This is a genomic window from Shewanella aegiceratis (assembly GCF_019457495.1).
GTDB classification, from domain to species: domain Bacteria; phylum Pseudomonadota; class Gammaproteobacteria; order Enterobacterales; family Shewanellaceae; genus Shewanella; species Shewanella loihica.
Genome location: NZ_CP080416.1, coordinates 1,419,152 through 1,443,872 on the forward strand (window position 1 = coordinate 1,419,152; position 24,721 = coordinate 1,443,872).

Annotated in this window: 23 protein-coding genes and 1 other RNA gene; 15 read left to right on the plus strand and 9 right to left on the minus strand. The window is 51.4% G+C overall.

All coding sequences use genetic code 11. The features are described 5' to 3' along the window. Positions 1-381: 381 nt before the first annotated feature. Together ssrA and smpB are read right to left on the minus strand one after the other, a co-directional pair. Positions 382-737, minus strand: a transfer-messenger RNA (tmRNA) gene (gene ssrA / locus K0H80_RS06295). 122 nt (positions 738-859) lie between these two features. After that, on the minus strand, positions 860-1,351 hold the full coding sequence (gene smpB / locus K0H80_RS06300; protein ID WP_011865070.1) for an SsrA-binding protein SmpB: 492 nt from the start codon (positions 1,349-1,351) through the stop codon (positions 860-862). Between the two features lie 203 nt (positions 1,352-1,554). On the opposite strand from smpB, the gene K0H80_RS06305 reads away from it, so the two are divergent. Together K0H80_RS06305 and K0H80_RS06310 are read left to right on the plus strand one after the other, a co-directional pair. After that, entirely contained in the window at positions 1,555-1,986 is a 432-nt protein-coding gene (locus K0H80_RS06305) for an SRPBCC family protein (RefSeq protein ID WP_220073453.1), read from the plus strand. Between the two features lie 28 nt (positions 1,987-2,014). After that, entirely contained in the window at positions 2,015-2,347 is a 333-nt protein-coding gene (locus K0H80_RS06310; protein WP_220073454.1) for an RnfH family protein, read from the plus strand. 201 nt (positions 2,348-2,548) lie between these two features. On the opposite strand, the gene K0H80_RS06315 is transcribed toward K0H80_RS06310, so the two are convergent. After that, positions 2,549-3,049: an outer membrane protein assembly factor BamE gene (locus tag K0H80_RS06315; RefSeq protein WP_041406523.1), complete on the minus strand. Its 501-nt coding sequence runs from the start codon at positions 3,047-3,049 to the stop codon at positions 2,549-2,551. Positions 3,050-3,445: 396 nt separating this feature from the next. On the opposite strand from K0H80_RS06315, the gene K0H80_RS06320 reads away from it, so the two are divergent. The 6 genes from K0H80_RS06320 to K0H80_RS06345 all read left to right on the plus strand — a co-directional run bounded on the left by K0H80_RS06320 (position 3,446) and on the right by K0H80_RS06345 (position 12,494). Then, on the plus strand, positions 3,446-4,255 hold the full coding sequence (locus tag K0H80_RS06320; RefSeq protein ID WP_220073455.1) for an SAM-dependent methyltransferase: 810 nt from the start codon (positions 3,446-3,448) through the stop codon (positions 4,253-4,255). Positions 4,256-4,338: 83 nt separating this feature from the next. Beyond that, positions 4,339-4,560, plus strand: a complete 222-nt coding sequence (locus K0H80_RS06325) for a hypothetical protein (RefSeq protein WP_220073456.1) — start codon at positions 4,339-4,341, stop codon at positions 4,558-4,560. A gap of 14 nt (positions 4,561-4,574) precedes the next feature. Then, positions 4,575-6,356 (plus strand): tetratricopeptide repeat-containing diguanylate cyclase, encoded by a 1,782-nt coding sequence (locus K0H80_RS06330; RefSeq protein WP_220073457.1) that lies wholly within the window; start codon positions 4,575-4,577, stop codon positions 6,354-6,356. A 1,274-nt stretch (positions 6,357-7,630) separates the two neighbouring features. Continuing rightward, the gene (gene aceB, locus K0H80_RS06335; RefSeq protein ID WP_220073458.1) at positions 7,631-9,265 is read left to right on the plus strand and encodes a malate synthase A; all 1,635 of its coding nucleotides are present in this window, start codon (positions 7,631-7,633) and stop codon (positions 9,263-9,265) included. 106 nt (positions 9,266-9,371) lie between these two features. Beyond that, on the plus strand, positions 9,372-10,697 hold the full coding sequence (gene aceA / locus K0H80_RS06340) for an isocitrate lyase (protein ID WP_041406525.1): 1,326 nt from the start codon (positions 9,372-9,374) through the stop codon (positions 10,695-10,697). Positions 10,698-11,045: 348 nt separating this feature from the next. Further along, on the plus strand, positions 11,046-12,494 hold the full coding sequence (locus K0H80_RS06345) for an HDOD domain-containing protein (protein WP_220073459.1): 1,449 nt from the start codon (positions 11,046-11,048) through the stop codon (positions 12,492-12,494). Positions 12,495-12,496: 2 nt separating this feature from the next. Here the strand turns inward: K0H80_RS06345 and K0H80_RS06350 are convergent, their stop codons facing one another. The 4 genes from K0H80_RS06350 to K0H80_RS06365 all read right to left on the minus strand — a co-directional run bounded on the left by K0H80_RS06350 (position 12,497) and on the right by K0H80_RS06365 (position 15,226). Further along, positions 12,497-12,970: a nuclear transport factor 2 family protein gene (locus tag K0H80_RS06350; RefSeq protein ID WP_220073460.1), complete on the minus strand. Its 474-nt coding sequence runs from the start codon at positions 12,968-12,970 to the stop codon at positions 12,497-12,499. Positions 12,971-12,993: 23 nt separating this feature from the next. Continuing rightward, the gene (locus tag K0H80_RS06355; protein ID WP_220073461.1) at positions 12,994-13,818 is read right to left on the minus strand and encodes a M90 family metallopeptidase; all 825 of its coding nucleotides are present in this window, start codon (positions 13,816-13,818) and stop codon (positions 12,994-12,996) included. Between the two features lie 279 nt (positions 13,819-14,097). Continuing rightward, complete coding sequence (locus tag K0H80_RS06360; RefSeq protein ID WP_011865082.1) at positions 14,098-14,523, minus strand: hypothetical protein; 426 nt, start codon at positions 14,521-14,523, stop codon at positions 14,098-14,100. Further along, a complete protein-coding gene (locus K0H80_RS06365; RefSeq protein WP_011865083.1) occupies positions 14,483-15,226 on the minus strand; it encodes an AAA family ATPase in 744 nt (247 codons plus the stop codon). The genes K0H80_RS06360 and K0H80_RS06365 overlap by 41 nt, the downstream gene beginning before the upstream one ends. A 617-nt stretch (positions 15,227-15,843) precedes the next feature. Here K0H80_RS06365 and K0H80_RS06370 point away from each other — a divergent pair. The 3 genes from K0H80_RS06370 to K0H80_RS06380 all read left to right on the plus strand — a co-directional run bounded on the left by K0H80_RS06370 (position 15,844) and on the right by K0H80_RS06380 (position 17,291). Beyond that, positions 15,844-16,068, plus strand: coding sequence for a DUF3820 family protein (locus K0H80_RS06370; RefSeq protein ID WP_011865084.1), 225 nt, complete (start codon positions 15,844-15,846; stop codon positions 16,066-16,068). A 127-nt stretch (positions 16,069-16,195) separates the two neighbouring features. After that, positions 16,196-16,498 (plus strand): hypothetical protein, encoded by a 303-nt coding sequence (locus K0H80_RS06375; protein ID WP_011865085.1) that lies wholly within the window; start codon positions 16,196-16,198, stop codon positions 16,496-16,498. A 292-nt stretch (positions 16,499-16,790) separates the two neighbouring features. After that, positions 16,791-17,291, plus strand: a complete 501-nt coding sequence (locus K0H80_RS06380) for a GNAT family N-acetyltransferase (protein ID WP_220073462.1) — start codon at positions 16,791-16,793, stop codon at positions 17,289-17,291. Between the two features lie 160 nt (positions 17,292-17,451). Here K0H80_RS06380 and K0H80_RS06385 read toward each other — a convergent pair whose 3' ends face one another. Both K0H80_RS06385 and K0H80_RS06390 read right to left on the minus strand, forming a co-directional pair. Beyond that, the gene (locus tag K0H80_RS06385; protein WP_220073463.1) at positions 17,452-19,212 is read right to left on the minus strand and encodes a bifunctional metallophosphatase/5'-nucleotidase; all 1,761 of its coding nucleotides are present in this window, start codon (positions 19,210-19,212) and stop codon (positions 17,452-17,454) included. A 141-nt stretch (positions 19,213-19,353) separates the two neighbouring features. After that, complete coding sequence (locus K0H80_RS06390; RefSeq protein ID WP_220073464.1) at positions 19,354-20,487, minus strand: CNNM domain-containing protein; 1,134 nt, start codon at positions 20,485-20,487, stop codon at positions 19,354-19,356. A gap of 145 nt (positions 20,488-20,632) precedes the next feature. Between K0H80_RS06390 and rlmN the strand changes: the two genes are divergently transcribed. The 4 genes from rlmN to ispG are packed head-to-tail and all read left to right on the plus strand — an operon-like array spanning position 20,633 to position 24,687. Beyond that, complete coding sequence (gene rlmN / locus K0H80_RS06395; RefSeq protein WP_144203467.1) at positions 20,633-21,754, plus strand: dual-specificity RNA methyltransferase RlmN; 1,122 nt, start codon at positions 20,633-20,635, stop codon at positions 21,752-21,754. A gap of 32 nt (positions 21,755-21,786) precedes the next feature. Further along, positions 21,787-22,575: a type IV pilus biogenesis/stability protein PilW gene (gene pilW / locus K0H80_RS06400; RefSeq protein ID WP_011865090.1), complete on the plus strand. Its 789-nt coding sequence runs from the start codon at positions 21,787-21,789 to the stop codon at positions 22,573-22,575. Continuing rightward, the gene (locus K0H80_RS06405) at positions 22,575-23,552 is read left to right on the plus strand and encodes a RodZ domain-containing protein (RefSeq protein ID WP_220073465.1); all 978 of its coding nucleotides are present in this window, start codon (positions 22,575-22,577) and stop codon (positions 23,550-23,552) included. Before pilW ends, K0H80_RS06405 begins: the two co-directional genes overlap by 1 nt. Positions 23,553-23,571: 19 nt before the next feature. Continuing rightward, entirely contained in the window at positions 23,572-24,687 is a 1,116-nt protein-coding gene (ispG, locus tag K0H80_RS06410; protein WP_011865092.1) for a flavodoxin-dependent (E)-4-hydroxy-3-methylbut-2-enyl-diphosphate synthase, read from the plus strand. Positions 24,688-24,721 lie beyond the last annotated feature (34 nt).

Consider the following 24,721-nt stretch of genomic DNA (forward strand, 5'->3'; position numbering starts at 1 on the left):
AGATTATTGCAGTTCATAGGCGCAGCCAGCGCCATTTCTAGGGCTTTAGCAGGATCGAAGATCTGAAAAGATCGAAATAAATTTCACTGTTTTACAGTTTCGCTCAGGCGCTTAGGTAGCGTGTGACGCTTTGAAAGTCGCGGAGTGTCTGGGTTTTGTCTGGTTTTCGTGGGGTGCTGGCTGGATATGGGGAAAATAAACAGAAAGATCTAAGCGAATTAAAACAGTGAGTTAGATCGAAATAAAACTGAAAAGCGAAAACAGCCAAATCTAACTGACGGCTTACAGTGGGAGAGTGGACAAAAATCTAACCTGTGTGGGCAATTGGTGGACACTAGATGTGACAAAGGGTTAGCGTTTCCGCTAACCCTTTGTTTTTATTGGTGGAGGCGGCGGGACTTGAACCCGCGTCCAAAAAGCCTACATCCTCGGCGCTACATGCTTAGTCTTTCTATTGGTTAACCAACAACACTCCGAAAGACAGGATTGTTATTGGCGAGTCCAGTACTGTTTCGCGGTTCACCCCTGAACATGGTTCCCTCGCTATCAAATGTAAAGGTGACCATCTTAATACTCTGCCCATTTGAGAAACGTGAGCAAGATGGCTAGCTAGCCTAAGCTGCTAGAGCGTAGTTATCGTCGTTTGCAACTATAACTGTGCGGCTTTTTACGAGGCCAACCGCCCCTCGGCATGCTCCTAGGGTTTCGTGAATCTTGTCGAATCCAGAATCGCCCCCAGTACTATGTCGATTGTAACCCGCGTCGTCCTCGATTTCCAAGGATTAATCACAGGGGTTACTATCGTTTGTTCGTTATCCGTACGTTTTATGCCAGACAAGTCGCTGAATCACAGCGATTATTATCGTGCGGCATGTTTCATGGTACGAGATTTTTCAATCTTCCACTCGCGCTCTTTGGTGTCGTCACGCTTATCGTGCTCTTTCTTACCCTTACCCAGGCCGATTTCGAGTTTAACCCAGGCATTTTTGCGCCAATACATGGAGATCGGTACGATAGAGTAACCTTGACGCTCTACCAGGCCCTGCAGCTTATCCAGCTCTCTGCGGTTGAGCAGAAGCTTACGATCGCGCATAGGGTCACAAACCACGTGAGTCGATGCGGTATTGAGCGGTGTGATGGTGCATCCAAACAGGTAGGCCTCACCGTCTCTGAGGAATACATAGCTCTCAGACAGGTTTACCTTTCCGACTCGGATCGATTTCACTTCCCATCCCATCAGGGATAAGCCGGCTTCAAATTTCTCTTCAAATTTATAGTCGAAGTTTGCGCGTTTATTGCGTGCAATCGTCGCCGGTGGGTTCTTTGATTTTTTTGCGTTTTTCTTAGCCATAGGAGGGCTATTATACGCGCGGTTAACCAATTTGGAATTGGCTCGCGTGATTATTTGTATAATTTGCTTGCTTAAACGGGTTGAGGTGGTGTTTTTTTGAGCTTAGTGTCTGTGCAGGGTGAGGTGACCCGTTCATTCGAGCATGTTAAAATCAGTTTTTTGCTTTATGGTGTCAAGGCCAAGGTTTCAGGTTAAACAGTCATATGCCCAAGATTTCCCGTAGCGTATTAGTGCGCTTTAGTGCCATGCAGATGTATGAGTTAGTCAACGATGTGGAGTCCTATAAGGAGTTTCTGCCGGGTTGTGTTGGCGGTAAGGTACTTGAGTTTGATGGTAAGACCATGGTGGCCTCGGTCGATGTCTCCAAGGCGGGGATAAGCAAGACCTTTACCACACGCAATCAGGTGGTCCCGGGTAAGCGAATTGAGCTGGCTTTGGAAAATGGCCCTTTTAAGCATCTACATGGTCAGTGGGAGTTTACCGAGCTGACGGAAGATGCCTGTAAAGTGGATTTTGAGCTTAACTTTGAGTTTTCCAGTTCGATAGCGGATCTGGCCTTTGGCAAGGTGTTCAAAGAGCTGATGTCTTCCATGGTGACTGCCTTCACCAGCCGCGCCAAAGTGATTTACAAATAACAGCTTTTTAATCTTCTTAGGATGTAAGATGAGCGATCAAGATAAGTTTGCCGTTGAAGTGATTTATGCGCTGCCTACCCAGCAGAAGCGCATCAGTGTCATGGTGCCGCCGGGCACCAGCTGTATCGAGGCGGTGAAACAGAGTGATATCTGCCGTTTCTTTCCTGAGATCGATCTGGAGAAGGTAAAGTTAGGTATCTTCAGCCGCGCAGTGAAGCATGATGAGGTGCTAGAACCCGGGCAGCGAGTGGAGATCTATCGCCCCTTGATTGCCGATCCCAAAGATGTGCGTCGTCAACGCGCCGAAAAGGCCAAGAGTGAAGGCCGCGCCAACAAGACCACTGGCGCTAAGGTGAGCTAGTTAGGTCTGTGTTCCCTATGGGGATTTTATCGCGTATTAAGTAAGACGAGATAAGCCGTCAGACAGGATAGGCTGCAAGGCGCGTTAAAGAGTTAAGAAAAAGCCGCTAGATAGTAAAAAGGGTCTTAAGCAATGCTTAGGACCCTTTTTTTTGTCTTAAAACCCAGGCGCTTAAAACTGGCCTGGCGTTAGTTAAAGCGTTTATTCAAACTCTTTAACTTCGTTGAGTTCTTGTGCTTTCTTCTCTTCCACGAGCGGCTTGGTATCTGGACGCTGCTCAGGGTTTAGCGGAACCAGGTCGCCCTTTGCGGCGCCTAGCTCAGGTAGCGAGCTCTGATCCAGCGGGGTGTTAAAGTCTGCAGCCAGTTCATAGTCGCCATCGACCTTAGAAAGTTTGTCATTGGTAAAGTGCAGCACCAGCTCTTTATGGGTGATGCTGGCGTCACGACCACTCTTGTAGTGATAGACATAGTACCAGGTGTCGTCCGAGAAGCTGTCTCTTAATACAGGACGGCCCAGGATATATTCGACCTGCTCTTTGGTCATCTCAATTCTGAGTTTTTCGACCTGCTGCGTCTCCATGTAGTTGCCTTGCGGCACATCTGGTTTATAGATCAGCCAGTCGAACACGCTGCATGCGCTTAATGAAAGAGACAGCGCCGCTGCGCCTAATAGAGTAATACTATGTTTTTTGATGGTCATTGAATGCGCTACTTCCCTAAAAATCTGTCGGCCATGATACCCAAGCATTCCCCATGCTGACAAGCGCTATCGCCGTTTTCTGGATCTAGCCTGCGTATCAGCTTAGGCCTGTGTGTTTGGGGCGCCCAAGGGGAGGGCGAATAGTTCAGACAGGTGTGTTAAGGATTAGTTTCACCAGCTTGAGCGAATTTTGTCCAAGTAGCGCAGGAGAATCCCTGAGTCGTGATGAAAATGCCAGACTAATTAATTGTTAGTATTTGTTTTATCCCGAATTGTGGTAAGTTAATTTGGTTTACACCTTTGCAGCATTGGCTTAATTTGTTTGGTTGAGAAATGGCAAATAGCCAAGGAGCGAAGGGTGGTTGATTACCCGAGCAATGGACGGAAGCATCGATAATGGGTGAAGCCTATACAAGAGGCAGTTTGGTTTGTGTCGGCACAGGTCTTAACCTGGGCGGTCAGATAACCGTGCTGAGTAAGAGTTATATCGAGCTGGCCGACGTGGTTTTTTCTTTGGTGCCCGATGCCTTTGCCCTCCAGTGGCTTGAGAGCATGAATCAAGATGTTCGATCACTGCATCGATACTATGCCCAGGGTGAAGAAGTTAAGAGCCGTCGTGATACCTACCAACAGATGGTCGAGGCGATATTGACCGAGGTTAGGGCGGGTAAGCGGGTCGTGTGCGCCCTGTATGGTCATCCAGGTGTGTTTGCCTGTGTGTCCCATATCGCCATTCGCCGGGCACGCGAAGAAGGTTTCGAGGCCAAGATGGAGCCGGGGATCTCGGCCGAGGCCTGCTTATGGGCCGACGTGGGAATAGATCCGGGCCAGTCTGGCCACCAGAGCTTCGAGGCCAGTCAATTCATGTTCTACTGTCATACGCCGGATCCCGCCACTCACTTGCTGCTGTGGCAGATAGCCATCGCCGGAGAGCACACGCTCACCAAGTTTCATACTAACTCGGATTGTTTGCAGGTCTTGGTTGAGCAGCTTAGCGAGTGGTATCCGTTAGATCATGAGGTCATTCTGTATGAAGCGCCCAATTTACCGACACAGGCGTCTCGAATTGAACGCTTATTACTCAAGGCGTTACCCCAAGCCAAGTTAACTTCTATTACTACCTTGCTAATTCCACCGGCTGCGCCGCTGAAGGTGAACCATAAGGTTTTGGCAAAACTCGGTATTTCAGAAGCTTTATTGGGCTAAAAATGAGACGGAGTTTGATTAAAGCTAGAGTGGTCAAACTTTTGTCTAGCAACTAGTGTTATTACATAACAATGGAGAATGATATGTCTAAGCTAAGCGATTTTTTTCAGAAGATAGGTTCGGATGCCGCGCTGTTAGAGGCTTACAAGGCTGATCCAGAAGGTGTGATGAAAGCCAATGGCCTAACGGATGAAGAGATCCAGGCGGTGTTGTCGGGTGATAAAGCGCAGCTCGATTCGCTCTCAGGTGACACCAGCGAAGTACAGTCCTATTTGATCATCACTAACCCAGATGACAGCAAGTAACTCGTAGAAACTATATGTATTACCTCAGACTATTTTTGGCTTGTGTCTTTTCGATAGCGCTTTGCGGATCTGCCGTTGCGAGCGATGTCGATTATGACGCGGTTATCGATGAGCTAAAGGCATCGTTAATTGCAGAGCCGGCCAAGTCGTCTGAGGTAATTGCCTACCTTAAAGAGAATACCCAGCACTTGAGCCGCGAACAGAGGGCTCGGGTGTTGACCCTGGAGAGTAACAAGGAGATGTATAACGGTGCCTACGAGCGCGCCTTTAACCTACTCACTCAGGCCGAACAGCTGAGCCACTCTCCCGAAACTCAAAATTCCATCTATCTGTATCAGGCCACAGCGCTGATCGCCATGAAGAACTATCAGGGCGCCTTGGATGCTATGGCGAAGAATCTCGACCGTATCGAGCAGATAGATGATGTGACCATTAAGATGACCTCTTATCTGAGGTTGGCCAACCTCTATCTGGATCTCGAAGTCTATGACGAGGTGAAGCGCTATGCCTCGCTGGCCTATGCCCTCAGCCGCGACAGATCGCCGAAAGAGCAGTGTTATGCCCAGCTGTTTTTGGCGGTAGGGGAGCTAAAGCTCTCCCACTATCATGAGGCTAAGCAGTTATTTACCGATACCCGCACCTTCTGTAGTGAACATAATATTCCGCTTATTGTTGCCATGGCCGACAAGGGCAAGGGCACTTCACACCTTAAGCTAGGCGAGCTTGAGCAAGCGGAGAAGCTGTTCCTTTCAGCGCTTGCAAAGTACAAGACATTTAAGTTTCAGTTAGAGATTAACGATGTTAATGCCTTGCTGGCCGAAACCTACTTGATGATGAAAGAGGTTGAGAGCGCCAAGCAATACGCCCAGCAAGTCATAGATGTTGAGGACGAGCCAAGCGTGCTCAACGCCAAAAAACGCGCCTATAAGATGATGGCCGATGCCTTGGCTTTAGAGGGAAGCTACCAGGAGGCCTATCGTTATCTGGACGAGTATATGCAGCTCAGTGAGGCCGATATCGACGAGACCAAGGCAAAAGCCTATGCGTATCAGATGGCTAAGTTTGAGAATGCCGAGAAGGCCCGTGAAATTAAGATGCTCAACCAGGATCGGGCGCTCTATACGGCGCAGCAAAAGGTAGTTGAGCTGGAGAGATACAACGAGAGTATGGCGCTGATGATTGCCATAGGTTGCTCTGTCTGTCTTATTATTTTTGGTGCTTCTATGTTTGTGCAGAAGCGCAAATATAAGCGCATCTCTCAGCGGGATCCTTTGACCGGAGTATTAAACCGAGGCACGGGGCAAGACTTTGCCGAAAACCTTTTTGTCGATGTCTTGGCTCATCGCAGCGTGTTTAGTGTGGTGATGTTCGACTTAGATCACTTCAAGGCGATCAACGATACCTATGGCCATAGCGCCGGAGATTGGGCATTGCGGCGAGTAGTCGATGCCGTGACGCCAAGCCTCAAGAGCAGGGATCTGTTTGTGCGCATGGGCGGTGAAGAGTTTGCGCTCTTCTTGCCGTACACGGATGAGCAGGCGGCCCTCAAGATAGCCAAGCAGTGTCGCGTGGCTATAGAGGCGATTCAGACACGGCCTCACTATAGTGACCTGAGCATTACCGCCAGTTTCGGTGTCTGCACCAGTGTGGAGGAGGATCTTAGCCTGGATCCACTCATGAAGCGGGTCGATATCGCCATGTATCAGGCCAAGGGCAATGGCCGTAACTGCGTGGTCATGTACCGCCCAAGCATGGAGTCTACGCCCGACACCCCCATCAATGCGGTGAATGCTTAGCCCTAGCCTTAGCCTTAGCTTGCTGATTTTCTTTTAATTCGTTCAAGGTCGTTACCCATAAGCGAGTCACAGGCTTGCCGGCACTTGTCTTTAACTCTGCTAGTCCTTTTTGTTTTCGAAAGTCCTTCTTGTCTGTGTTCGCGCTTCCGGTTGGTGTTAGTGCTTCTAGCCTATGTTTGCTGTCTAAGCTGTTATCTTCTAGTGAAGCTTTTGCCTTTATGCATCCTTAGCGACTCCCTGTTGCATCGACGGGAGCCTAACAGGCCTTCCTGCATACAGGTACCCGATTTCTACCGAGTGAGTTCACCTCTTCTGGTTAGTTTTCCTGTCTTGCGCAGAGCTTCCTGTCCCATCTTGTCAGTCGCTTACCTCTAGGACTTGTGCGGTTCGCCATCAGTATTTTGTTATTTGAACTCAGGTTTGCTGTCTTTCATTAGAGCTGAGCGGCTAGTCACCGTGCGAGTTAGTCATTTTGTGCTGGTCACTTAGCGGCAGAAGGATAGCGATAGAAGGAGAGCGATAGAAGGAGAGCGAAAGAAGGAGAGTGTGGTTTGTCGAATGGCCGAGTTTGATGCCTTGTCCTGGCAGCATGATAGGCGTCTCTGCTGGGTTAACTATGCAATTTATTCGGTTTTTTTTGATTTTTTTTGCAGTAAACCAAAAAAAATCGTGATGTTGATCGACAAACGTTACCGAATTGTGACAAGCCATTTAGCCTCTTGTTTGTATCGTTTACGTAAACGTCAAATTAAAACGTGCGTTTAATTTTGAGTGTTTTGGGGTTGCTTGTAAATTGTTGAAATAATTTAAGTTTAATAGCCTTACTTGCAAGTAAAGCAAAACGTGCCGCCTTTTTATCTGTCAGGTTTCTAGGTGAAATGTCTGTATTGATAAAATTACTATTGGTAATAAATTTTCGTAATAACTTTCAAGTGATGGAGCTTGGTTCATTTGTCAGACAACTTTTAAATTTAGTCATTTCTTGATTTGTTGGTTATGCTTTTTGTTGTCTAAAAACAATATTTTGGGTTGCATCCACCTGTTTGGTCTTACCAATTTTTTGTGATGTCACTCAGCTTTTTTCGCTGTTTTTCTCACCGCTCGTATTGTTGCAATCCCAACAGTTTGTTAGTAGGTTTTGTTCAAAACGTACATTTGTAACCCCTTGCTGGTGTTTCAAGCTGTATGGCCATCATTACAAGGTATGGCGGGCCTTAGGTTAAAGGCTGGAAGAATTGAAATTAACGGTAAGTGAGCGCTTGGGAGATATCGGGATGACTGAACAGGTAATGAATAAACATCAGCTAGAGACGGGATTGTCTATCCTGGGGGCGCCAGTGCCGGGGCAAGAGATAGTGCTTAACGAAGGTGCGCTGAGCTTGCTAGAGGTCTTGTGTGATCAGTTTGCGGCAGAGGTACCTAAGCTACTCGAGATGCGCAGGCAGAAGCAGGAACTGATCGATAAGGGTGCGCTGCCCGATTTCTTACCCGAGACCCGTGCCATCAGAGACGGCGACTGGCAGATCCGCGGTATTCCCCAAGACCTGCAAGACAGACGTGTAGAGATCACAGGGCCAGTGGATCGCAAGATGATCATTAACGCCCTCAATGCCAACGTTAAAGTCTTTATGGCCGACTTCGAAGACTCTCTGGCACCTAGCTGGACCAAGGTGATCCAGGGCCAAATTAACCTGCGTGACGCCGTGCGCGGCGAGATAGAGTACACGGCGCCCGAGACAGGTAAGCATTATACGCTCGATGATGATCCTGCCGTACTTATCGCCCGCGTACGCGGTCTGCACCTTAAGGAGAAGCATGTCGCCTTCAATGGCGAGGCGATCCCTGGGGCACTGTTTGATTTCTGCCTCTACTTCTACCACAACTATCGCCAATTGTTGGAGAAAGGCAGCGGACCTTACTTCTATATTCCTAAACTCGAGAGTCATGTCGAGGCGCGCTGGTGGGCCAAGGTGTTTGCCTATGTCGAAGAGCGCTTCTGTCTAACGCCGGGCACCATTAAGTGTACCTGTCTTATCGAGACACTACCGGCGGTGTTCGAGATGGAGGAGATCCTCTATGAACTGCGCTCTAACATAGTCGCGCTCAACTGTGGCCGCTGGGACTACATCTTCAGCTACATCAAGACGCTGAAGAAGCATAGCGACCGCATCTTGCCAGACCGTCAGGCGGTCACCATGGATAAGCCGTTCCTGAGCGCCTACTCACGCCTGCTTATCAAGACCTGTCACAAGCGTGGCGCCCTGGCGATGGGAGGCATGGCTGCCTTCATTCCGGCTAAGGATCAGGCGCAAAACGAGGCGGTACTGGTTAAGGTGCGCGGCGATAAGGAGTTAGAGGCACGTAATGGCCATGACGGCACCTGGGTCGCCCATCCGGGTCTGGCCGATACCGCCATGGGGATCTTCAACGAATACATAGGTGAAGATCATGTCAACCAGCTGCATATCACCCGCGATGTCGATGCGCCGATTCTGGCCAGGGATCTCCTGATGCCCTGCGAAGGCGAGCGCACCGAGCCGGGCATGCGCCTCAACATTCGAATTGCGCTGCAATATATCGAGGCCTGGATCCGCGGCAATGGCTGTGTGCCCATCTACGGCTTGATGGAAGATGCCGCCACGGCAGAGATCTCACGTACCTCTATCTGGCAGTGGATCCAGCATGAGCAGAAGCTCTCTAACGGCAAGCTGGTCACCAAGGCGCTGTTCAAGGAGATGCTGGTGGAAGAGCTGGCTAACGTCAAACTCGAGGTGGGACCGGATCGTTTCACTCATGGCAGCTTCACCCAGGCCGCCGTGTTGCTGGAAGAGATCACCACGTCAGACGAGTTGGTGGACTTCCTGACCCTGCCGGGCTACGAGATTTTGACTCAGGGCGATAACGCCTAACGAGATGATTTTATAAATGAAAGGGTAATACCCAAACCTATTTAGCGCCTTTGAATGTGAGTGGTATTGAGGGAGCTGGATGCTAACACCTGAGATGGAGAAGATTATGACTAAGGCAACTACACAGATTTCACGTCAACAACAGATTGATGCGATTAAGCAAGATTGGGCTGAAAATCCACGTTGGGCCGGCGTTCGTCGCCCCTATTCAGCAGAGGACGTAGTGGCCTTACGCGGTTCGATTGTCCCGGAAAATACTCTGGCAACCCGTGGCGCCGAGAAGCTATGGCAGCTGGTTAATGGTGGCGCTAAGAAAGGTTATGTGAACTCACTCGGCGCCCTGACCGGTGGTCAGGCGGTACAGCAGGCCAAGGCGGGTATCGAGGCCATCTACCTGTCGGGCTGGCAGGTGGCTGCCGATGCTAACCTGGCGGGCACCATGTACCCAGATCAGTCGCTCTATCCTGCAAACTCAGTGCCTGCAGTGGTTCAGCGCATTAACAACTCGTTCCGCCGCGCCGACCAGATCCAGTGGAGCAACGAGATAGACCCACAAGATGAGCGCTACACAGACTACTTCTTGCCTATCGTGGCCGATGCCGAAGCCGGTTTTGGTGGTGTACTTAACGCCTACGAGCTGATGAAGAATATGATCGATGCCGGCGCGGCGGGTGTGCACTTCGAAGATCAGCTGGCCTCGGTGAAGAAGTGTGGCCATATGGGCGGTAAGGTGTTGGTGCCGACCCAAGAAGCGGTACAGAAACTAGTTTCGGCGCGTTTGGCTGCCGACGTGAGTGGCGTACCAACTCTGGTTATTGCCCGTACCGATGCTAACGCTGCGGATCTGCTGACCTCTGATTGCGACCCTTATGATCGTGACTTCATCACCGGCGAGCGAACTTCAGAAGGTTTCTACCGTGTAAATGCTGGCATCGACCAGGCTATCTCTCGCGGTCTGGCCTACGCCCCATACGCAGATCTTATCTGGTGTGAGACGGCCAAGCCGGATCTTGAAGAGGCGCGCCGCTTTGCCGAGGCGATCCATGCGCAATACCCAGATCAGCTGCTGGCCTACAACTGTTCACCTTCTTTCAACTGGAAGAAGAACCTGGACGATGCCACCATCGCCCGCTTCCAGCAGGAACTGTCGGACATGGGTTACAAGTACCAGTTCATCACCTTAGCCGGTATCCACAACATGTGGTACAACATGTTCGACCTCGCCTATGACTATGCGCGTGGTGAAGGCATGAAGCACTATGTCGAGAAGGTACAGGAAGTCGAATTCGCCGCGGCGAAGAAAGGCTACACCTTCGTGGCGCACCAGCAAGAGGTGGGTACGGGCTACTTTGATAAGGTGACTAATGTGATCCAGGGCGGTGAGTCTTCGGTCACGGCATTGACTGGTTCTACCGAAGAGGAGCAGTTCTAAAGTTTCGACTTGCTGTCCTTTAGCAGCGGTTGTTCCTCGCACTGTGTTCCTACGTGCAGTGCGAGGTTTTTCTTTCCTTTCTACTTGTTTATTTTTGCTTGCTTTGGCGGTCCCTCTTGAGCCGCCTTTTTTATTTTGTGCTTATCAATACGCTCCCGCAGCCGATAAAGAGATGAAATCCTCACCAAGCGAGCAGCTGGCGCAGGATAAAGCCCAATTGCCACTGGCGGCTGATGTAATTGTTATGTTATAAGTTTTTCTGCCTATAATTCATCAAAGACGGCGCCGGCAAGCGAGCGCTATCCTTATTTCTTTATATAAAAGAGTAGATACGCATTGAACACTGCCATGTCAGGTAAAGGTGCAGAATACTGGACCAAACGCATCAGCGAACAGGAGATGCCGGCACTGAGCTCGACGGTGAAAACCCTAGAGAAACTTGCCAAAGATGATGTTTCCTCCCTGGCGATACTCGGCCGCAGCGTGATGCATGACAACGCGCTGACCTCGCGAATTCTTAAGGTGGCCAATAGCGCCATCTATAACAAGGGGATCTCCCACGTCACCACTGTAAGCCGCGCGGCTGTGGTACTGGGCTTCGATACCATACGCAACATCTGTATTACCGCCAAACTGCTCAGTAGCCTGCTAGAAAACAAGGGCTTATCTGAGCCTGTGTATCACAGGCTGCTCACCCTGATGGCCAGAGCCTTCCAGGCTGCCATGCTGGCCAAGATGATGCTTAAAGATCATGATGAAGAGCTGCAAGAAGAGGTGTTTATTGCCGCGCTGCTCTATCACCTGGGAGAGAGTGCCTTCTGGAGCATGGGCGGTGAGACCACAGAGCAGCTCGATGCGCGCCTTAATCAGGTCGATGAGAAGGAAGCCAATAATGTGGTCAGAGAGGTGCTGGGCACCTCTTTTACTCAGCTTTCCATGGGCATAGCCAAAAACTGGGGCCTCGGTGAGGTGCTGGTGAAGTCCCTGTCTAACCCCAACGAGCGCACGCCTGAGATCCGCTCTATCTATCTTGCCAACAAGATCAGCGAGTTGATGGCCAGCGACAGCAAAGATATTGCCGAGCTGAATCATCGAATCAAGCAGGCAGCAGACATGCTGGATCTCGAGGTGGATGAATTTAAGGGTCGGATGATCCAGTGCAGCCACGCCACCAGAAAGCTGGCCGATACCTATGGTGCCAAGGTGCTGGTGGCCTTTTTGCCCGATACTCACCAATTGACGCTGGCGGCGGAGCCCGAAGCCGAGCCCATTAAGGTGCGTGAGTTCAATGTCGACTTGCAGCTGAAGAAACTCAGGGAACTTACAGATTGCGCCATCAACAAGGCGAACTTTAATGAGGTGATCACCATTACCCTGAGCGGTCTGCTCGATGGTATCGGCATGGATCGCTGCGCAGTGATGCTGCTCTCACCAAACCGGAAACGCCTGCAGCCTCGGGTGGTGCTAGGCGAGAACGGCGATAAGATGAAGAATGAGTTTATCGTCGAGCTTAATCACGACAAGAATGTGTTTGCCGAGAGCGTCGATCTCAAGAAACCGCTGTTTATCGACAATCCTAGCTCGGAAAAGTGGCGTCTCTATACCGATGAAGAACTCAGGCGCCACACCTCTGCTATGGGCTTCATGCTGGCGCCGATCTTGGTGGATAACAAGGTGATTGGCCTGTTATATGCTGACAGGCATAGCTCGGAGCGCAAGCTGGCGGAAGTGGATTTCGAGCGCTTTACCCACTTCGCGCAGCTGACCAATCTTTGCCTATCTGTCTCTGTGCATTAGCACTACTCTTTCTGACTCGCGGCGCTGATCTGCGCCGTGATCCGCTTGGCCATGGCGTTGGGGATAGGAAAGCTCAGGTGGTATTGCAATATCTTCCAGCCTTCCGGCGTCAATACCAGAGTGCCCGTGCCGCGGCAGTTGCCGTATGACTTACTGCTTAAGTGTTCATCGAAGACTATTACGTCGCCGTGTTGCTGGAGCTGCCTCGAAACCAGGGTGTAGTGCCAGCCCTTTGTCGGGCGCGCATAGGCGGAAAACTCTTCCATGTTCCAGTTTTCCGTGGCATCGGTACCGATAAAGTGGGCATCCTCGGTATAGAGGGCGAAGTAGTTGTCCCAATCGGCGCTGGCGGCGTAGCCGTGAAGCTTGTCTAAGGTCTGGGTCGCCTCTAGCGGGATCTCGGCCCGGCAGATGCCGCTCAGCAGCAGGGCGCTGGCTGCCAAAAGCCAGGTCAGCATGGGATGTCTGACTGTCATGATAAAACTCCTTTTTCGTGTCGTTAATGCCAGTTTACCGGATCTAGCTTGAAAAAATGACTCATCTGTTGATAGAGGGCCTGATGCTGCTGGTAAAACTCATGGGGGCGTTCGAAGAAGGTCTCGGTGATCACCGCGAAGAACTCCGCCTCGTTGGTGGCGCCGTAATAGTTAAACAGGCTGGGTTGATGCCACTTGGCATCTTCGCGTAGCCGAGTGAACTCCTGCGCCATGACGGTTGACCAAGACTGATAGTCGTTGGCATGGGCTAAGATGGGCGCGCCATTGGAGTGGCCATCTTCCTGATCCAGCTGGTGGGCAAACTCGTGGATCACCACGTTGTGGCCATCATAGGGCTGGGCGGCGTCTTCCTTAGCGGTATGCCAGGAGAGCACCACCTTGCCAAATTCCCAGGACTCGCCGGAGAGGATGTTTTTGCGCTCCCAGAAGGTGCCATCGCCATTTTGCTGAGTCTGACTGACGATAAACAGGCTAGGGTAGACCAAGATCTGTTTCAGCTTAGGGTAGTAGTCGGTGTCGCGATTGAGCAGTAACAGGCAAGCCTGGGCGGCTATGGTTACTCTGATCTCATCATCAATCTCTATCTCCTGGCAGCCGACGAACTGCTTCTCGGCGATGAAGATCTGAATGTGACGCTTGAGCTGTAGCTGAAGGTCGCTTGGCAGGGCACGAAAATATGGCATGCGACGCTTGAGTATGGCGCGCCAACTGGCGGGAAAGGGCCGCTTGGCGATCTGCGCGCGGCGATACCTGACATACCTTGGCTTAAACAGTATGTAACCTATGGCGGCGCTACTGACCAGCGCAAGAATAAAGATGGCTAGCATAAAAATCTCCCTATGATATAGCAAGATATGGTGTTGCTTGCCGCAAATTCAATCTTAGGGCCAGAAAAAGCGTGGAGAAAAAAGGTGTGAAGAAAAAAAGCTGGCAGCCCGTAAGTTCGGAAACTGAAATCTGTCGCTGCCAGAAAGGTTAGGGAGACGGGGCGAAAATGGCGACGCGCTGGGTGATGATGAGCCCAGCGCGTCTGGGGATATAGTTAATCGATTAATACTATCGCTAACTCAATCGATTAATTTTAATCGACTAATTTAATCGACTAATTAATCAACTATGATGGATTGTTCCTTTTGTTGCCGTTCGCTTTCCGATAATGAGTAATGGTGCTCGATGAGAAAGCGGATCAATTTCGACTTAGCCACATCGCAGCCGCTGGCCAACTCGGCGAGGTGCGCGATGGCAGACTCGCTCAGGGTAAAGGTCGCCTTGCGATAGGGCCCAGTGCCCTTAGGCACCACCTTAGGGGCGGCCTGAGAGGCGTGGCGATTTAGAAAATCACCATCGAAGCCGGTCTCTAAGGCGATAACCTCGGCCATCTGCTGCACATTGCTCGGCTGCCCGGCGGCATAGTGTGTCGCGTCCTCGATGAAGTCATCGATCAAGGCATCGAGCGAAATATTCAGCAGCTTACGGTTTTGTCTCGCGGCACTAGACTGCGTAGAGCTTTTCTTGAGATCGGCCAGACCCATAGTTACCCCTTAACTTATCCATCTGTTTTTCGGCGAGACGATTGCGAATTTCTGTAGCACTCGAAGCTTGCAGCATTTCACAGGCGATGCTGCGGATCTCCTCGGCGGCCTTGCCTTTTGGCTGAGTTTCCATGACAGACAGACCCGATTCTTCGCTGTCATCATAAATGTTTCGGCTGTAGGTGATGGCGTCGAGCACGTTGATGTCGTAAGTCTTACACACCTCTTTCGCCTCAAAGATGCGGTTAGCCTGGTTTGGTAGGCTAGGGCATTGAGTGATCACGAAAGATGCGCGCATCTTAGGGTTAATCATCATACAGGTAGCGACGATATCATCCATGTGGCTGACGGTTTTCAAGTCTCTGCGCTTAGGACGCAGTGGCATCAACACATGGGAGGCAACTGACATGGTGGCGCGCAGTGCCAGGTTATCCTGACCGCCACAGTCGACGATGACATAGTCATAGTGTTGCTCCAGGCTGAGCAGATCGTTGCGTATCTTGCCGTAGAGCTGTACGCAGTTGATGCTAGCCAGGGTGCCATTGTTGTTACGAGCTTGAATCCAGTCTGAGGTGGTCCGCTGGGGATCACAATCGACCATGATGACCGACGCGCCGCATTCTACCGTGAGAAATACCGCTATGTTTTGGGCTAAACAGCTCTTTCCGCTACCGCCTTTTTCACCGCCAACTAAAATGATCATTCTATTTCCTCTCGACTGCCAATGATTGCCGATGTTTGTTGTTAGGTTCCCAAGTGATGTACTGCTGTCTCGCGACCTCACCTGTTTGGGCATGAGTCCAATTTAGGTGTTAATTAATTGTTGGTCAACTACATGAAAATTGACGTTTTTTTTGATTATGGCGCTTGTCATTAAGTTGACGTTTTGGCTTGTTTGGCAGATATTTGACGCTAAGGGCTTGAGGGATAAAGTCTTACGGATAATATGTTTTAAAACATAAGGTTACTTTTTATTTGTTGGTTTTATTGCCTGGCTTGTCATGCTTATGCCTTAAAAGTGTAAGACTTTCACCTTACTTTTATTTCAAAAATTGCGATTATTTAATTTTTATATTTCTAAATGTTATATGTGTAATGACTAAAACTTTGAACTCGGTTTGCTTGCCTCTGGAAAAATTTACCTTATGTTTCAAGGCGGCGCGCGGGAAATGAACAAGTGTTACTGCTATTTATAGCAAGCTCCTTTCTATCCAAAGCACTTTTTATTCAGAGCACTTGGTTTGGCGCCAGAGGTCACGTAAGCTGGGCCCCGCACACCTCCCGATAGCCATTTAGGATAGTTAAGTTAGGATAGTTACGATGGATCAACAGGCCTTAATCGAGGCGATTAATCAAAAAATGCCCTTTGGTAAATATGCCGGATTACGCTTACTCGAGCTGCCAGAGCCTTATTTAGTCTGGTTTCACAGTAAAGGCTTCCCCGAGGGCAAGCTAGGGCAGCAGCTGGCGCTCATCTACGAAGTGAAGCTCAATGGCCTCGAGGGCATGCTCAAGCCGTTATTAGTTCCGCGCACTCAAGGATAAAACTCGGGAATGAGAGCTTGATCTAAAACTGATTCATTGAATGCTGTTTTAGGTACGCCGGGTAGAGATTTATGGCTAAGGCCATGTTTTAATGCAGGGGTTAAAGGCAAACACTTAAGGAATGACAATGATAACTAAATTAGTTCGTTTAGCCGCAGCGGCCACCTTAGCCCTGGGGATCTCGAGTGCCTGGGCGGCTGGTGTAGTGCATCAGGGCACAGTGGTCGATACCATGAACGGCGGCGGTTATACCTATGTTCAGATCAAAGAAGCCGACAAGACCTTCTGGGCGGCCGGACCTCAGGCAGAGGTGAAAAAAGGTGACGTAGTTGTCGTTCAAGAACAGATGTGGATGAATGACTTTACCAGCAAGACGCTTAACCGCACCTTCGACGAACTGCTATTTGTGGGTCGCATCGACAAGAAGTAGCCTAGGCGGCTTAGCAGCCCGGCCAAGCGTGAAAGACTGAATGTAAGAGTCTAAACATAATAGATAGTGCCGCTAACTTGTTATCGGCACTATTTTTTTGCCTGATGGGCGACTAATATAGGCTGCAATTTACGATAAGCCAGTTTACTAAAAGCGGTGGCAAAGAGCTGGTAGCGGCCAGGCTCATTCGGCCAGTATCACTCAGCCAATGTCACTCAGCCAATGTCATTCGGCCAGTATTACTCGGCCAGTATCTCTTGGCAAAAGCCACTCTGCGAGATTTGATTAGGCGATGATTAAGATAATTCCCTACCGTAAGGGATACAGCACTCAGGTCAGCGAGGTCTATCATCTGGCGGTGCGGGCGATTGACGAGACCCATTACAGTGAGGCGCAAAAGCGCGCCTGGTCCAGGGCGCCGCGCTCTGGCTATCACTGGCATAAACGCCTGACCCGCTCACAGGCCTGGTTAGCCGTCGACACAGAAAGCCTAATTAGCGGGCTACCCCGCTGCGTCGGTTTTATCAATGTGGAGACTCACCATGCCTCGCGAGGATATATCGACAGTCTCTATGTGTACCCTGAATATCAGGGGCTGGGGATAGCGCGTCAACTGCTACGCCAGCTTGTATCATGGTCGGCGGCGCAGGGGATGCTTGAGCTGAGCGTCGATGCCTCCAGCCTGTCGCGGCCACTGTTTTTGGCCGAGGGGTTTACTCTGCGGCACAAGCGATATCAGGAAAAGGCAGGCCAAATATTTATGGCCTATTATCTGGTGAAGTCTCAGGCCTAGCCTAACTAAATAGCCTTCCTACTTAAGTCTTCCTACTTAGTTTCTCTACTTACGTCTCCCTATATGGTTTTCCTACTTTAACCTCGCCATGTACTTAGACAAGTCAGTTAAGCAAACTTAGCTAGTCTTTCTTAGGTTTCGAACCAGCGTTAGATAGGACTTAAAGTCCGTCCAGGTGACTGGTATACAACACATGGGGCGGCATGATGCCGTGAAGTCCCTCTTCGCGCTGCATGTAGCGGATGAAGGCCTGGGGTAGGGTGAGCGCCTCAATCGATTCCTGTTGCTCGGCTCTGAGCAGGTCCTGATAGCCTTCCTTGCCCGATGCCGTATAGGCCGAGGAGACGCCGCTATACATGCGGTCTGGCATCACACTGTGCCACTGCATCTCGCCAGCAATTTCGGTCAAAATCTCCAGCTGCAGGATGCGGGTGCCCAGCGGCTGCCTGCCGTCATAACAATATTTGAGGCCATAGGTGTAGGGGAAGCTGCCGGCGCCCGTGCCGGTAATGCTGTTGTTGGTGGCCGAGTTGATGGCCGACTCTAGGGTCTGATACAGGTAGCGGCCCAATATGCGATATTTCACCAGGGGGAGGGCGAAGGGCAGCAGGCGCCCCAGCACGTCGGCCATGGTCACTGTGCCCTTGTTGAGTGACTGCCTGACGCCGCCGGCATTGTGCAGGGCAAAGTCCACCTGAAGATCGAGTCTGCGGGTCTCATGATAGATACTCTTGCAGACCCAGGGGGCGATTTCGCTGCCATGGGGCAGCGCCTTGCTCGGCAGGCGGGTGTGGATCAAGTTTTTCGGCACAAACCCCAGCACTTGATGCTCCAGCGCGTCTACGGCCGGGCGATAGCGCTGGGCGATCACCTGATTGATCTCGCTTAGCTCTTCATCCCACAATCCTTCATTCCACAGCACGCCAGGATGCGACATGAGCTGCTGTTTCAGCGCGTTGTAGGTAGCGGCGGTGACCTCTTGCTCCCCTTCGATGATCAGATGCTCATCAAGCATGAAGTAGTTGTGTCCGGCAAGTGACGTAACGCGCCCCTTGTCGTCAAATTCGATGTCGCACAGCCCCAGGGTTTCGGCGTACTTGCCTGCATGCAAAATAGGCGTGTCTTCCTCGCAGTAGCCATAGGGTAGGGCGTTGATGCCGATGGCGCCGAAATCGCCCTGTAGGGTATGTGAGTGACCACCGACGATCAGGCTGATGCCGGGGACTTCTCTGGCTAATTCTTTATCCTTATCCCAACCTAGATGGCTCAGCACCAAGATATGATCTATGCCGTCGGCCTTGAGTTTGGCTACCGTATTGGCTGTGGTCGCGATGGCGTTGGCAAAATGGGTATCTTCATCTGGCCTGGCGATCTCTTTCATCTGATCTAGGGTGATCCCTATGATGGCGATCTGCTTGTCGCCCAGGGGCTTTAGCAGCACCTTGGCCATCTGGCGCTCGGGAATATAGTCAAATAGCTTGGGGTGGCCGGCGAGTCTGTCCTGCTTTAGGGGATCTTCCTGGCTGAGGTCCATGTTGCCGGCGAGCAGGGGGAAGTTAATGGTATCGAGAAACCGTTTAACCGGTTGATTGCCAGCGTCTATCTCATGGTTGCCCAGCACCATGGCATCTGGGGCGAGGCGATTGAGCAGATCGGCGTTGGCGACGCCCTTAAACTGATTGAAGTAGAGAGTGCCCTGAAAGCTGTCGCCCCCATGCAGAAACAGAAAATCTTGCCCGGCATCTACCGCTTGCTGACGCGCTTGCTGCACCTGATAGCCGATCCTGGCATAGCCACCGCTATGGCTATAGACCTCATAACTTTGTTGCTCATGGGTGAGCAGAAATTGAACGCGTGAAGGATCGAAGTGAGAGTGGGTGTCGTTGATGTGTGCAAGCTTGAGCGAATATCTGTTGGTCATGTAGGCTCCATCTGTGAAGCGGGCAAGTATACCTCAGCGGGGGTAAATGAAAAAGGGAAGCATTCGCTTCCCTTTGTTAACTTTTCTTAAGTATTTAATGAGCTGCTAATTTATATCGGCTCAGTACTTAAGTTATTTGGGTTATTTGCTCACCTTACCCAGAGGTTCTGTCTCAGCGACGCTGGCCTCTTGCGGCTCGCTCTTCGGCGTTTCGTCATCTTCTGACGAGCCCTCATCCGAGATGCGTATCCCCTTGTGAGTCATGCGGCGTTTCCACAGGCGTCTTGCCAGTTGCTGCATGTCGGTCACTGGGTCGTTGCTGTCGACAATCTCCAGGCCCAGCAGGGACTCGATGATATCTTCCAGGGTGACTATACCGTGGCCACTGCCGTATTCATCCACCACCATGGCGATCTTGGTGTTGCGCTTAATCATCAGCTGGAACAGCGGCAATATCTTGGCCGTTTCCGGCACGATAACCAGGTTACGACGCACCGCCGAAATAGGCGCCTGAGGCGTGTCCCGCTCCGACAACAAGATGGTGTTGCGGTTAACATAACCCACGATATTGTCGCGATCGCCATCGAAGACCGGGATACGGGTAAAGGGGCTCTTCTTATGCAGCTTGGCAAACTCGGTCTGAGTCATGGAAGCTGGCACGCTGAACATCACGGTTCTCGGCGTCATGATGGCGGTAACCGGCATCTCCTTGACCGACAGCATCTGCGTCAGGATCATAGATTCCTGCTCGTCCAGCTCACCCGATTCATGGCCTATCTTGGCCATGGCGCTCATCTCCTGGCGAATGTATTGGCCATCGTCGCCCTTGCCCAGCTTGCGAGTCACCTGCTGTGACATCCAGATCAGCGGCTTAGTAATGCGCTCCATCCACAGCAGCACCAGCGATACACTTGGAGCCAGGCTGCGCCAGTAGTTTGCCCCCAGTGTCTTAGGGATGATCTCTGAGAAGAAGAGGATCAAGAAGGTCAGAACGCCCGAGAAGACACCTAGCATCTCATCGCCAAACACCTTTGCGGCCTGCGCACCGGCAACGGCGGCACCCACGGTATGGGCGATAGTGTTCAGGGTCAAGATAGAGACCAGTGGCGATTCCACATTCTCCTTCTGGTGGCTCAAACGCTCGGCCGCCGCGGGATGGGTTTCTTTCAGGTTCGCGATAAAGCTAGGGGTAACAGACAGAAGCACGGCTTCGAATACACTACAGAGAAAAGAGATCCCGATAGCGACAAAGACAATAACAATAAGGGTTATCATGGGGGAGGTAAAACAACTCCAGGTAGCAAGCCAATATTAGCTTGGGAGGGATTCTAGCATAGTCTATTTCCTTACTGGCTAAAATTTATTGATATCTGTATAATTCGCCGCCCTGTGGCAGGTTTTGGTGTTGAGGTTAGTCAAAATGAGTGAAAAAAAGATCAATTTATTGGATCTCGATCGTAAGGGATTGAGAGCGCTATTTACCGAGATGGGTGAAAAGCCTTTCCGTGCCGATCAATTGATGAAGTGGCTTTACCATTTTGGCGTGAGTGACTTCGAACAAATGACCAACATCAACAAGGTGTTACGTGCCAAACTGGCCGCGCGTTGTGAGGTGGTGGCGCCCGAGATCTCCAGCTACCAGAAGTCTGCCGATGGCACCATCAAGTTCGCCATCAACGTGGGCAATGGCCAAGAAGTTGAAACTGTCTACATCCCCGAAGAGGACCGTGCCACCCTGTGTGTCTCTTCTCAGGTTGGTTGTGCCCTTGAGTGTACCTTCTGCTCGACTGCCCAGCAGGGCTTTAACCGTAACCTTACCGTGTCTGAGATTGTTGGCCAGATCTGGCGTGTGTCCCATTTCCTCGGTTTCCAGAAAGAGACCGGCGAGCGTCCTATCTCCAACGTGGTGATGATGGGCATGGGAGAGCCGCTGCTGAACCTGAAAAACGTTATGCCGGCTATCGATATTATGCTGGATGACTTTGGCTTCAGCCTCTCTAAGCGCCGCGTGACCGTGTCTACCTCGGGCGTGGTGCCTGCGCTGGATATCTTGGGTGATAACCTGGATGTGGCGCTGGCGGTAAGTATTCACGCGCCAAACGATGAGCTGCGTGATGTGCTGGTGCCGGTCAACAAGAAGTATCCGCTGCAGGAGTTTCTGGCGGCGATCCGTCGTTATCTGGCCAAGTCCAACGCCAACCGCGGCCGCGTGACCCTGGAATATGTGATGCTTGATCATATCAACGACAGCACAGATCAGGCCCATGAGCTGGCAAAGTTGATGAAAGATACCCCTTGTAAGATCAACCTGATCCCTTTTAACCCTTATCCTGGGTCGCCATACGGGCGTTCATCGAACTCACGTATCGACAGGTTCTCTAAGGTGCTGATGGAATATGGTCTGACGGTGATCGTTCGTAAGACCCGCGGAGACGATATTGACGCGGCCTGTGGCCAGTTAGCCGGGGATATTCGCGACCGAACCAAACGTTTAGCGAAAAAACGCATGCAAGATAGTCAGATTTCAGTCACAATAAACTAACTTATTGTATCTGCTACTAGATAGGCTTGCGAATGTTAAGCAAAAAGCCAACATTGACCCTGTTAGTCATCCTGACCTCGGCGCTGATGTCAGGATGCGTGACTGAAAGAACTTACAGTGGCACAGATGTGCCCGTTCAAGAGCGTACCTTTGACAACGTTTCTGCCGCGCGCCAACGGGTGCAGCTGGGTCTGACCTATCTGCAGAAAGGCAATAGCGAACAAGCCAAGTACAACCTGGATAAGGCGCTCGAGTTTGCGCCTAACATCGAAGATGTACACGTGGCATTAGCCTATTACTATCAATCGGTTGGCGAATTAGAGCTGACCGAGAAGGCGTATCGCAACGCCATCAACGCCAGCGATGCCAGCGGCGATTCCATGAATAATTTCGGCGTGTTCCTCTGCCAGCAGGCAAAGTACGATCAAGCCGAAGAGATGTTTCTTCGGGCGGTAAAAATGCCCAAATACACCCGTTCGGCCTCCAGCTATGAGAACCTGGGGATCTGTAGCCGCAAGTCGGGTGATCTGCAAAAAGCACAACGCTACTTCGAGATGGCACTTAACTATGACCCGCGTCGTGCCAACTCCCTATTAGAACTGTCTGAGATCGAATTGGATCTGGGGAACTACTCCGCCGCCAAGAAAGGCTTGGCGCGTTACCATAGAGTAGTGCCCGAATCGGCTCAGAGTCTGGCGTTGGGAATTAAAATTGAGCAAGGCCTAAATGACCCTGAAGCGATGAGAAAATTTGGCATTCTTCTCTTGGCTAAGTTTCCCGCTTCCAATGAGGCCAAGCAGTATAGAGCAAGCATGCACTAATGACTGATAATCAAATCGATATGCTCAAGGATGATGCTGAGAAACCAAAGGAAACCGGTGAAACACTGGGCCAGTGGTTAAAGGCGGCGCGTGAGTCGCGCCAGATGACTTTAGCCAGCGTGGCCGAGCAACTCAATCTGCGCCCATCGATTGTTCAAGATCTCGAGGCGGACAACTATGACAACATAGCGTCGGCGACCTATGTCAAAGGCTATGTGAAGAATTACGCCCGCATTCTGGGGCTGGAGATGGCCAAGGTGGATGCCTACCTGGCCGAAAGCTTTCCCGTGGTCAGCGCGCCTACCATGCAGAGCTTTTCCCGCAAGACGACGCGCCAGGCCAGAGACGGCCGCCTGATGCTGGTGACTTATCTCATCATCTTTGTCTTGTTGGCATTGCTGGTACTCTGGTGGGTACAAAAGTCCGCCATGGTGGCCGATCTGGATCTCTCCAAGCCGTCGGTGGAAGAAACTGCCGAGCTCTCGACCCTGCCGGCCTCGTCTGAGCCTATGCTAGCTCAAGACCCACAGGCGGGTACAGGCATCGAGATGCCAAATCAAGCTGAGTCTGATCAAACTGTGGCGGAGGAATCTACCGGTGCACAGCAGACAGTCGAACAGGCTGAAAACCTAGCATCTGAGGCTGGCTCGACACCTGAGACTGGCGTAGCGCTGGAAGTGACCAACCCAAATTCCCAAGCAGATGAACCCCTTAAGAGCGCAGACGATGCCTTGTTGGCCCTGAGCCTGAGTGGTGATTGCTGGATCAAGGTGACCGATGCCGACGGCAAGGTGCTGGTCAATGGCCTCAAGCTGGCAGGCAAAGAGATGAATGTCTTTGGTCAGGCGCCGTTTAAGGTTATATTGGGGGCGCCTCAGTCGCTGACCATGCGTCTCAATGGTGAACAAGTTGATTTGGCCAAGTATCCCAGTGGCCGAGTTGCCAGACTGACGGTCGGTAGCGCCGTCAATCTTTGAAGTAAAAGAGTGAATTAAGATGTACAACGAGTCCCCAATCATTCGCCGCCCTTCGACACGCATCTATGTGGGCGATGTGCCCATCGGTGATGGCGCGCCAATCGCCGTGCAATCTATGACCAACACCCGCACCACAGATGTGGAGGCCACAGTGGCTCAGATCCGCGCGCTGGAGAATGTCGGCGCCGATATCGTACGTGTCTCTGTGCCCACCATGGATGCCGCCGAGGCGTTCAAGGTGATCAAGCAGCAGACTAAGGTCCCGCTGGTTGCCGATATCCATTTCGATTACCGTATCGCCCTGAAAGTGGCGGAATATGGCGTGGATTGTCTGCGTATCAATCCGGGCAACATAGGCAACGAAGAGCGCATTCGCAGCGTGGTGGAGTGTGCCCGCGACAAGAATATCCCGATCCGTATCGGTGTTAACGGTGGTTCATTAGAGAAAGATCTGATGGACAAGTACAAGGAGCCGACGCCGCAGGCCTTGCTGGAATCGGCCATGCGCCATGTGGATATTCTCGACAGACTCAATTTCGATCAGTTTAAGGTGAGTGTGAAGGCATCAGATGTCTTCCTGGCGGTGGAGTCATATCGTCTGCTGGCCAAACAGATCAAACAGCCGCTGCACCTTGGGATCACCGAGGCCGGTGGCGCCCGCGCCGGCGCCGTGAAGTCGGCCGTTGGCCTTGGCATGTTGCTGGCTGAAGGGATTGGCGACACCCTGCGTATCTCGCTGGCCGCCGATCCCGTTGAGGAGATCAAGGTCGGTTTCGACATCCTCAAATCACTGCGTATTCGCTCGCGCGGCATCAACTTCATCGCCTGCCCATCTTGCTCGCGCCAGGAGTTCGATGTGATCGCCACAGTGAACGAGCTTGAGCGTCGCCTGGAAGATGTGGTGACCCCTATGGATGTCTCTATCATAGGTTGTGTGGTCAATGGTCCGGGCGAAGCCCTGGTATCGGATATTGGCCTGACCGGCGGTAATCGTAAGAGCGGTTACTATGACGACGGCGTGCGTCAAAAAGAGCGGTTCGACAACGAGCATATCGTCGATCAGCTCGAGGCGAAGATCCGCGCCAAGGTCGCCAGCGTCGACGCGCGTATTCCGACAACCGATATCACGGAATAACCCTTTGCTCGCTGCGCAGAAGATGGGGCTTTTG

Excerpts from the sequence above, each read along its gene's own strand:
- smpB (WP_011865070.1), bottom strand. The coding sequence starts at position 1,351 with ATGGCTAAGAAAAACGCAAAAAAATCAAAGAACCCACCGGCGACGATT.
- K0H80_RS06305 (WP_220073453.1), top strand. The coding sequence starts at position 1,555 with ATGCCCAAGATTTCCCGTAGCGTATTAGTGCGCTTTAGTGCCATGCAG.
- K0H80_RS06310 (WP_220073454.1), top strand. The coding sequence starts at position 2,015 with ATGAGCGATCAAGATAAGTTTGCCGTTGAAGTGATTTATGCGCTGCCT.
- K0H80_RS06315 (WP_041406523.1), bottom strand. The coding sequence starts at position 3,049 with ATGACCATCAAAAAACATAGTATTACTCTATTAGGCGCAGCGGCGCTG.
- K0H80_RS06320 (WP_220073455.1), top strand. The coding sequence starts at position 3,446 with ATGGGTGAAGCCTATACAAGAGGCAGTTTGGTTTGTGTCGGCACAGGT.
- K0H80_RS06325 (WP_220073456.1), top strand. The coding sequence starts at position 4,339 with ATGTCTAAGCTAAGCGATTTTTTTCAGAAGATAGGTTCGGATGCCGCG.
- K0H80_RS06330 (WP_220073457.1), top strand. The coding sequence starts at position 4,575 with ATGTATTACCTCAGACTATTTTTGGCTTGTGTCTTTTCGATAGCGCTT.
- aceB (WP_220073458.1), top strand. The coding sequence starts at position 7,631 with ATGACTGAACAGGTAATGAATAAACATCAGCTAGAGACGGGATTGTCT.
- aceA (WP_041406525.1), top strand. The coding sequence starts at position 9,372 with ATGACTAAGGCAACTACACAGATTTCACGTCAACAACAGATTGATGCG.
- K0H80_RS06345 (WP_220073459.1), top strand. The coding sequence starts at position 11,046 with ATGTCAGGTAAAGGTGCAGAATACTGGACCAAACGCATCAGCGAACAG.
- K0H80_RS06350 (WP_220073460.1), bottom strand. The coding sequence starts at position 12,970 with ATGACAGTCAGACATCCCATGCTGACCTGGCTTTTGGCAGCCAGCGCC.
- K0H80_RS06355 (WP_220073461.1), bottom strand. The coding sequence starts at position 13,818 with ATGCTAGCCATCTTTATTCTTGCGCTGGTCAGTAGCGCCGCCATAGGT.
- K0H80_RS06360 (WP_011865082.1), bottom strand. The coding sequence starts at position 14,523 with ATGGGTCTGGCCGATCTCAAGAAAAGCTCTACGCAGTCTAGTGCCGCG.
- K0H80_RS06365 (WP_011865083.1), bottom strand. The coding sequence starts at position 15,226 with ATGATCATTTTAGTTGGCGGTGAAAAAGGCGGTAGCGGAAAGAGCTGT.
- K0H80_RS06370 (WP_011865084.1), top strand. The coding sequence starts at position 15,844 with ATGGATCAACAGGCCTTAATCGAGGCGATTAATCAAAAAATGCCCTTT.
- K0H80_RS06375 (WP_011865085.1), top strand. The coding sequence starts at position 16,196 with ATGATAACTAAATTAGTTCGTTTAGCCGCAGCGGCCACCTTAGCCCTG.
- K0H80_RS06380 (WP_220073462.1), top strand. The coding sequence starts at position 16,791 with ATGATTAAGATAATTCCCTACCGTAAGGGATACAGCACTCAGGTCAGC.
- K0H80_RS06385 (WP_220073463.1), bottom strand. The coding sequence starts at position 19,212 with ATGACCAACAGATATTCGCTCAAGCTTGCACACATCAACGACACCCAC.
- K0H80_RS06390 (WP_220073464.1), bottom strand. The coding sequence starts at position 20,487 with ATGATAACCCTTATTGTTATTGTCTTTGTCGCTATCGGGATCTCTTTT.
- rlmN (WP_144203467.1), top strand. The coding sequence starts at position 20,633 with ATGAGTGAAAAAAAGATCAATTTATTGGATCTCGATCGTAAGGGATTG.
- pilW (WP_011865090.1), top strand. The coding sequence starts at position 21,787 with ATGTTAAGCAAAAAGCCAACATTGACCCTGTTAGTCATCCTGACCTCG.
- K0H80_RS06405 (WP_220073465.1), top strand. The coding sequence starts at position 22,575 with ATGACTGATAATCAAATCGATATGCTCAAGGATGATGCTGAGAAACCA.
- ispG (WP_011865092.1), top strand. The coding sequence starts at position 23,572 with ATGTACAACGAGTCCCCAATCATTCGCCGCCCTTCGACACGCATCTAT.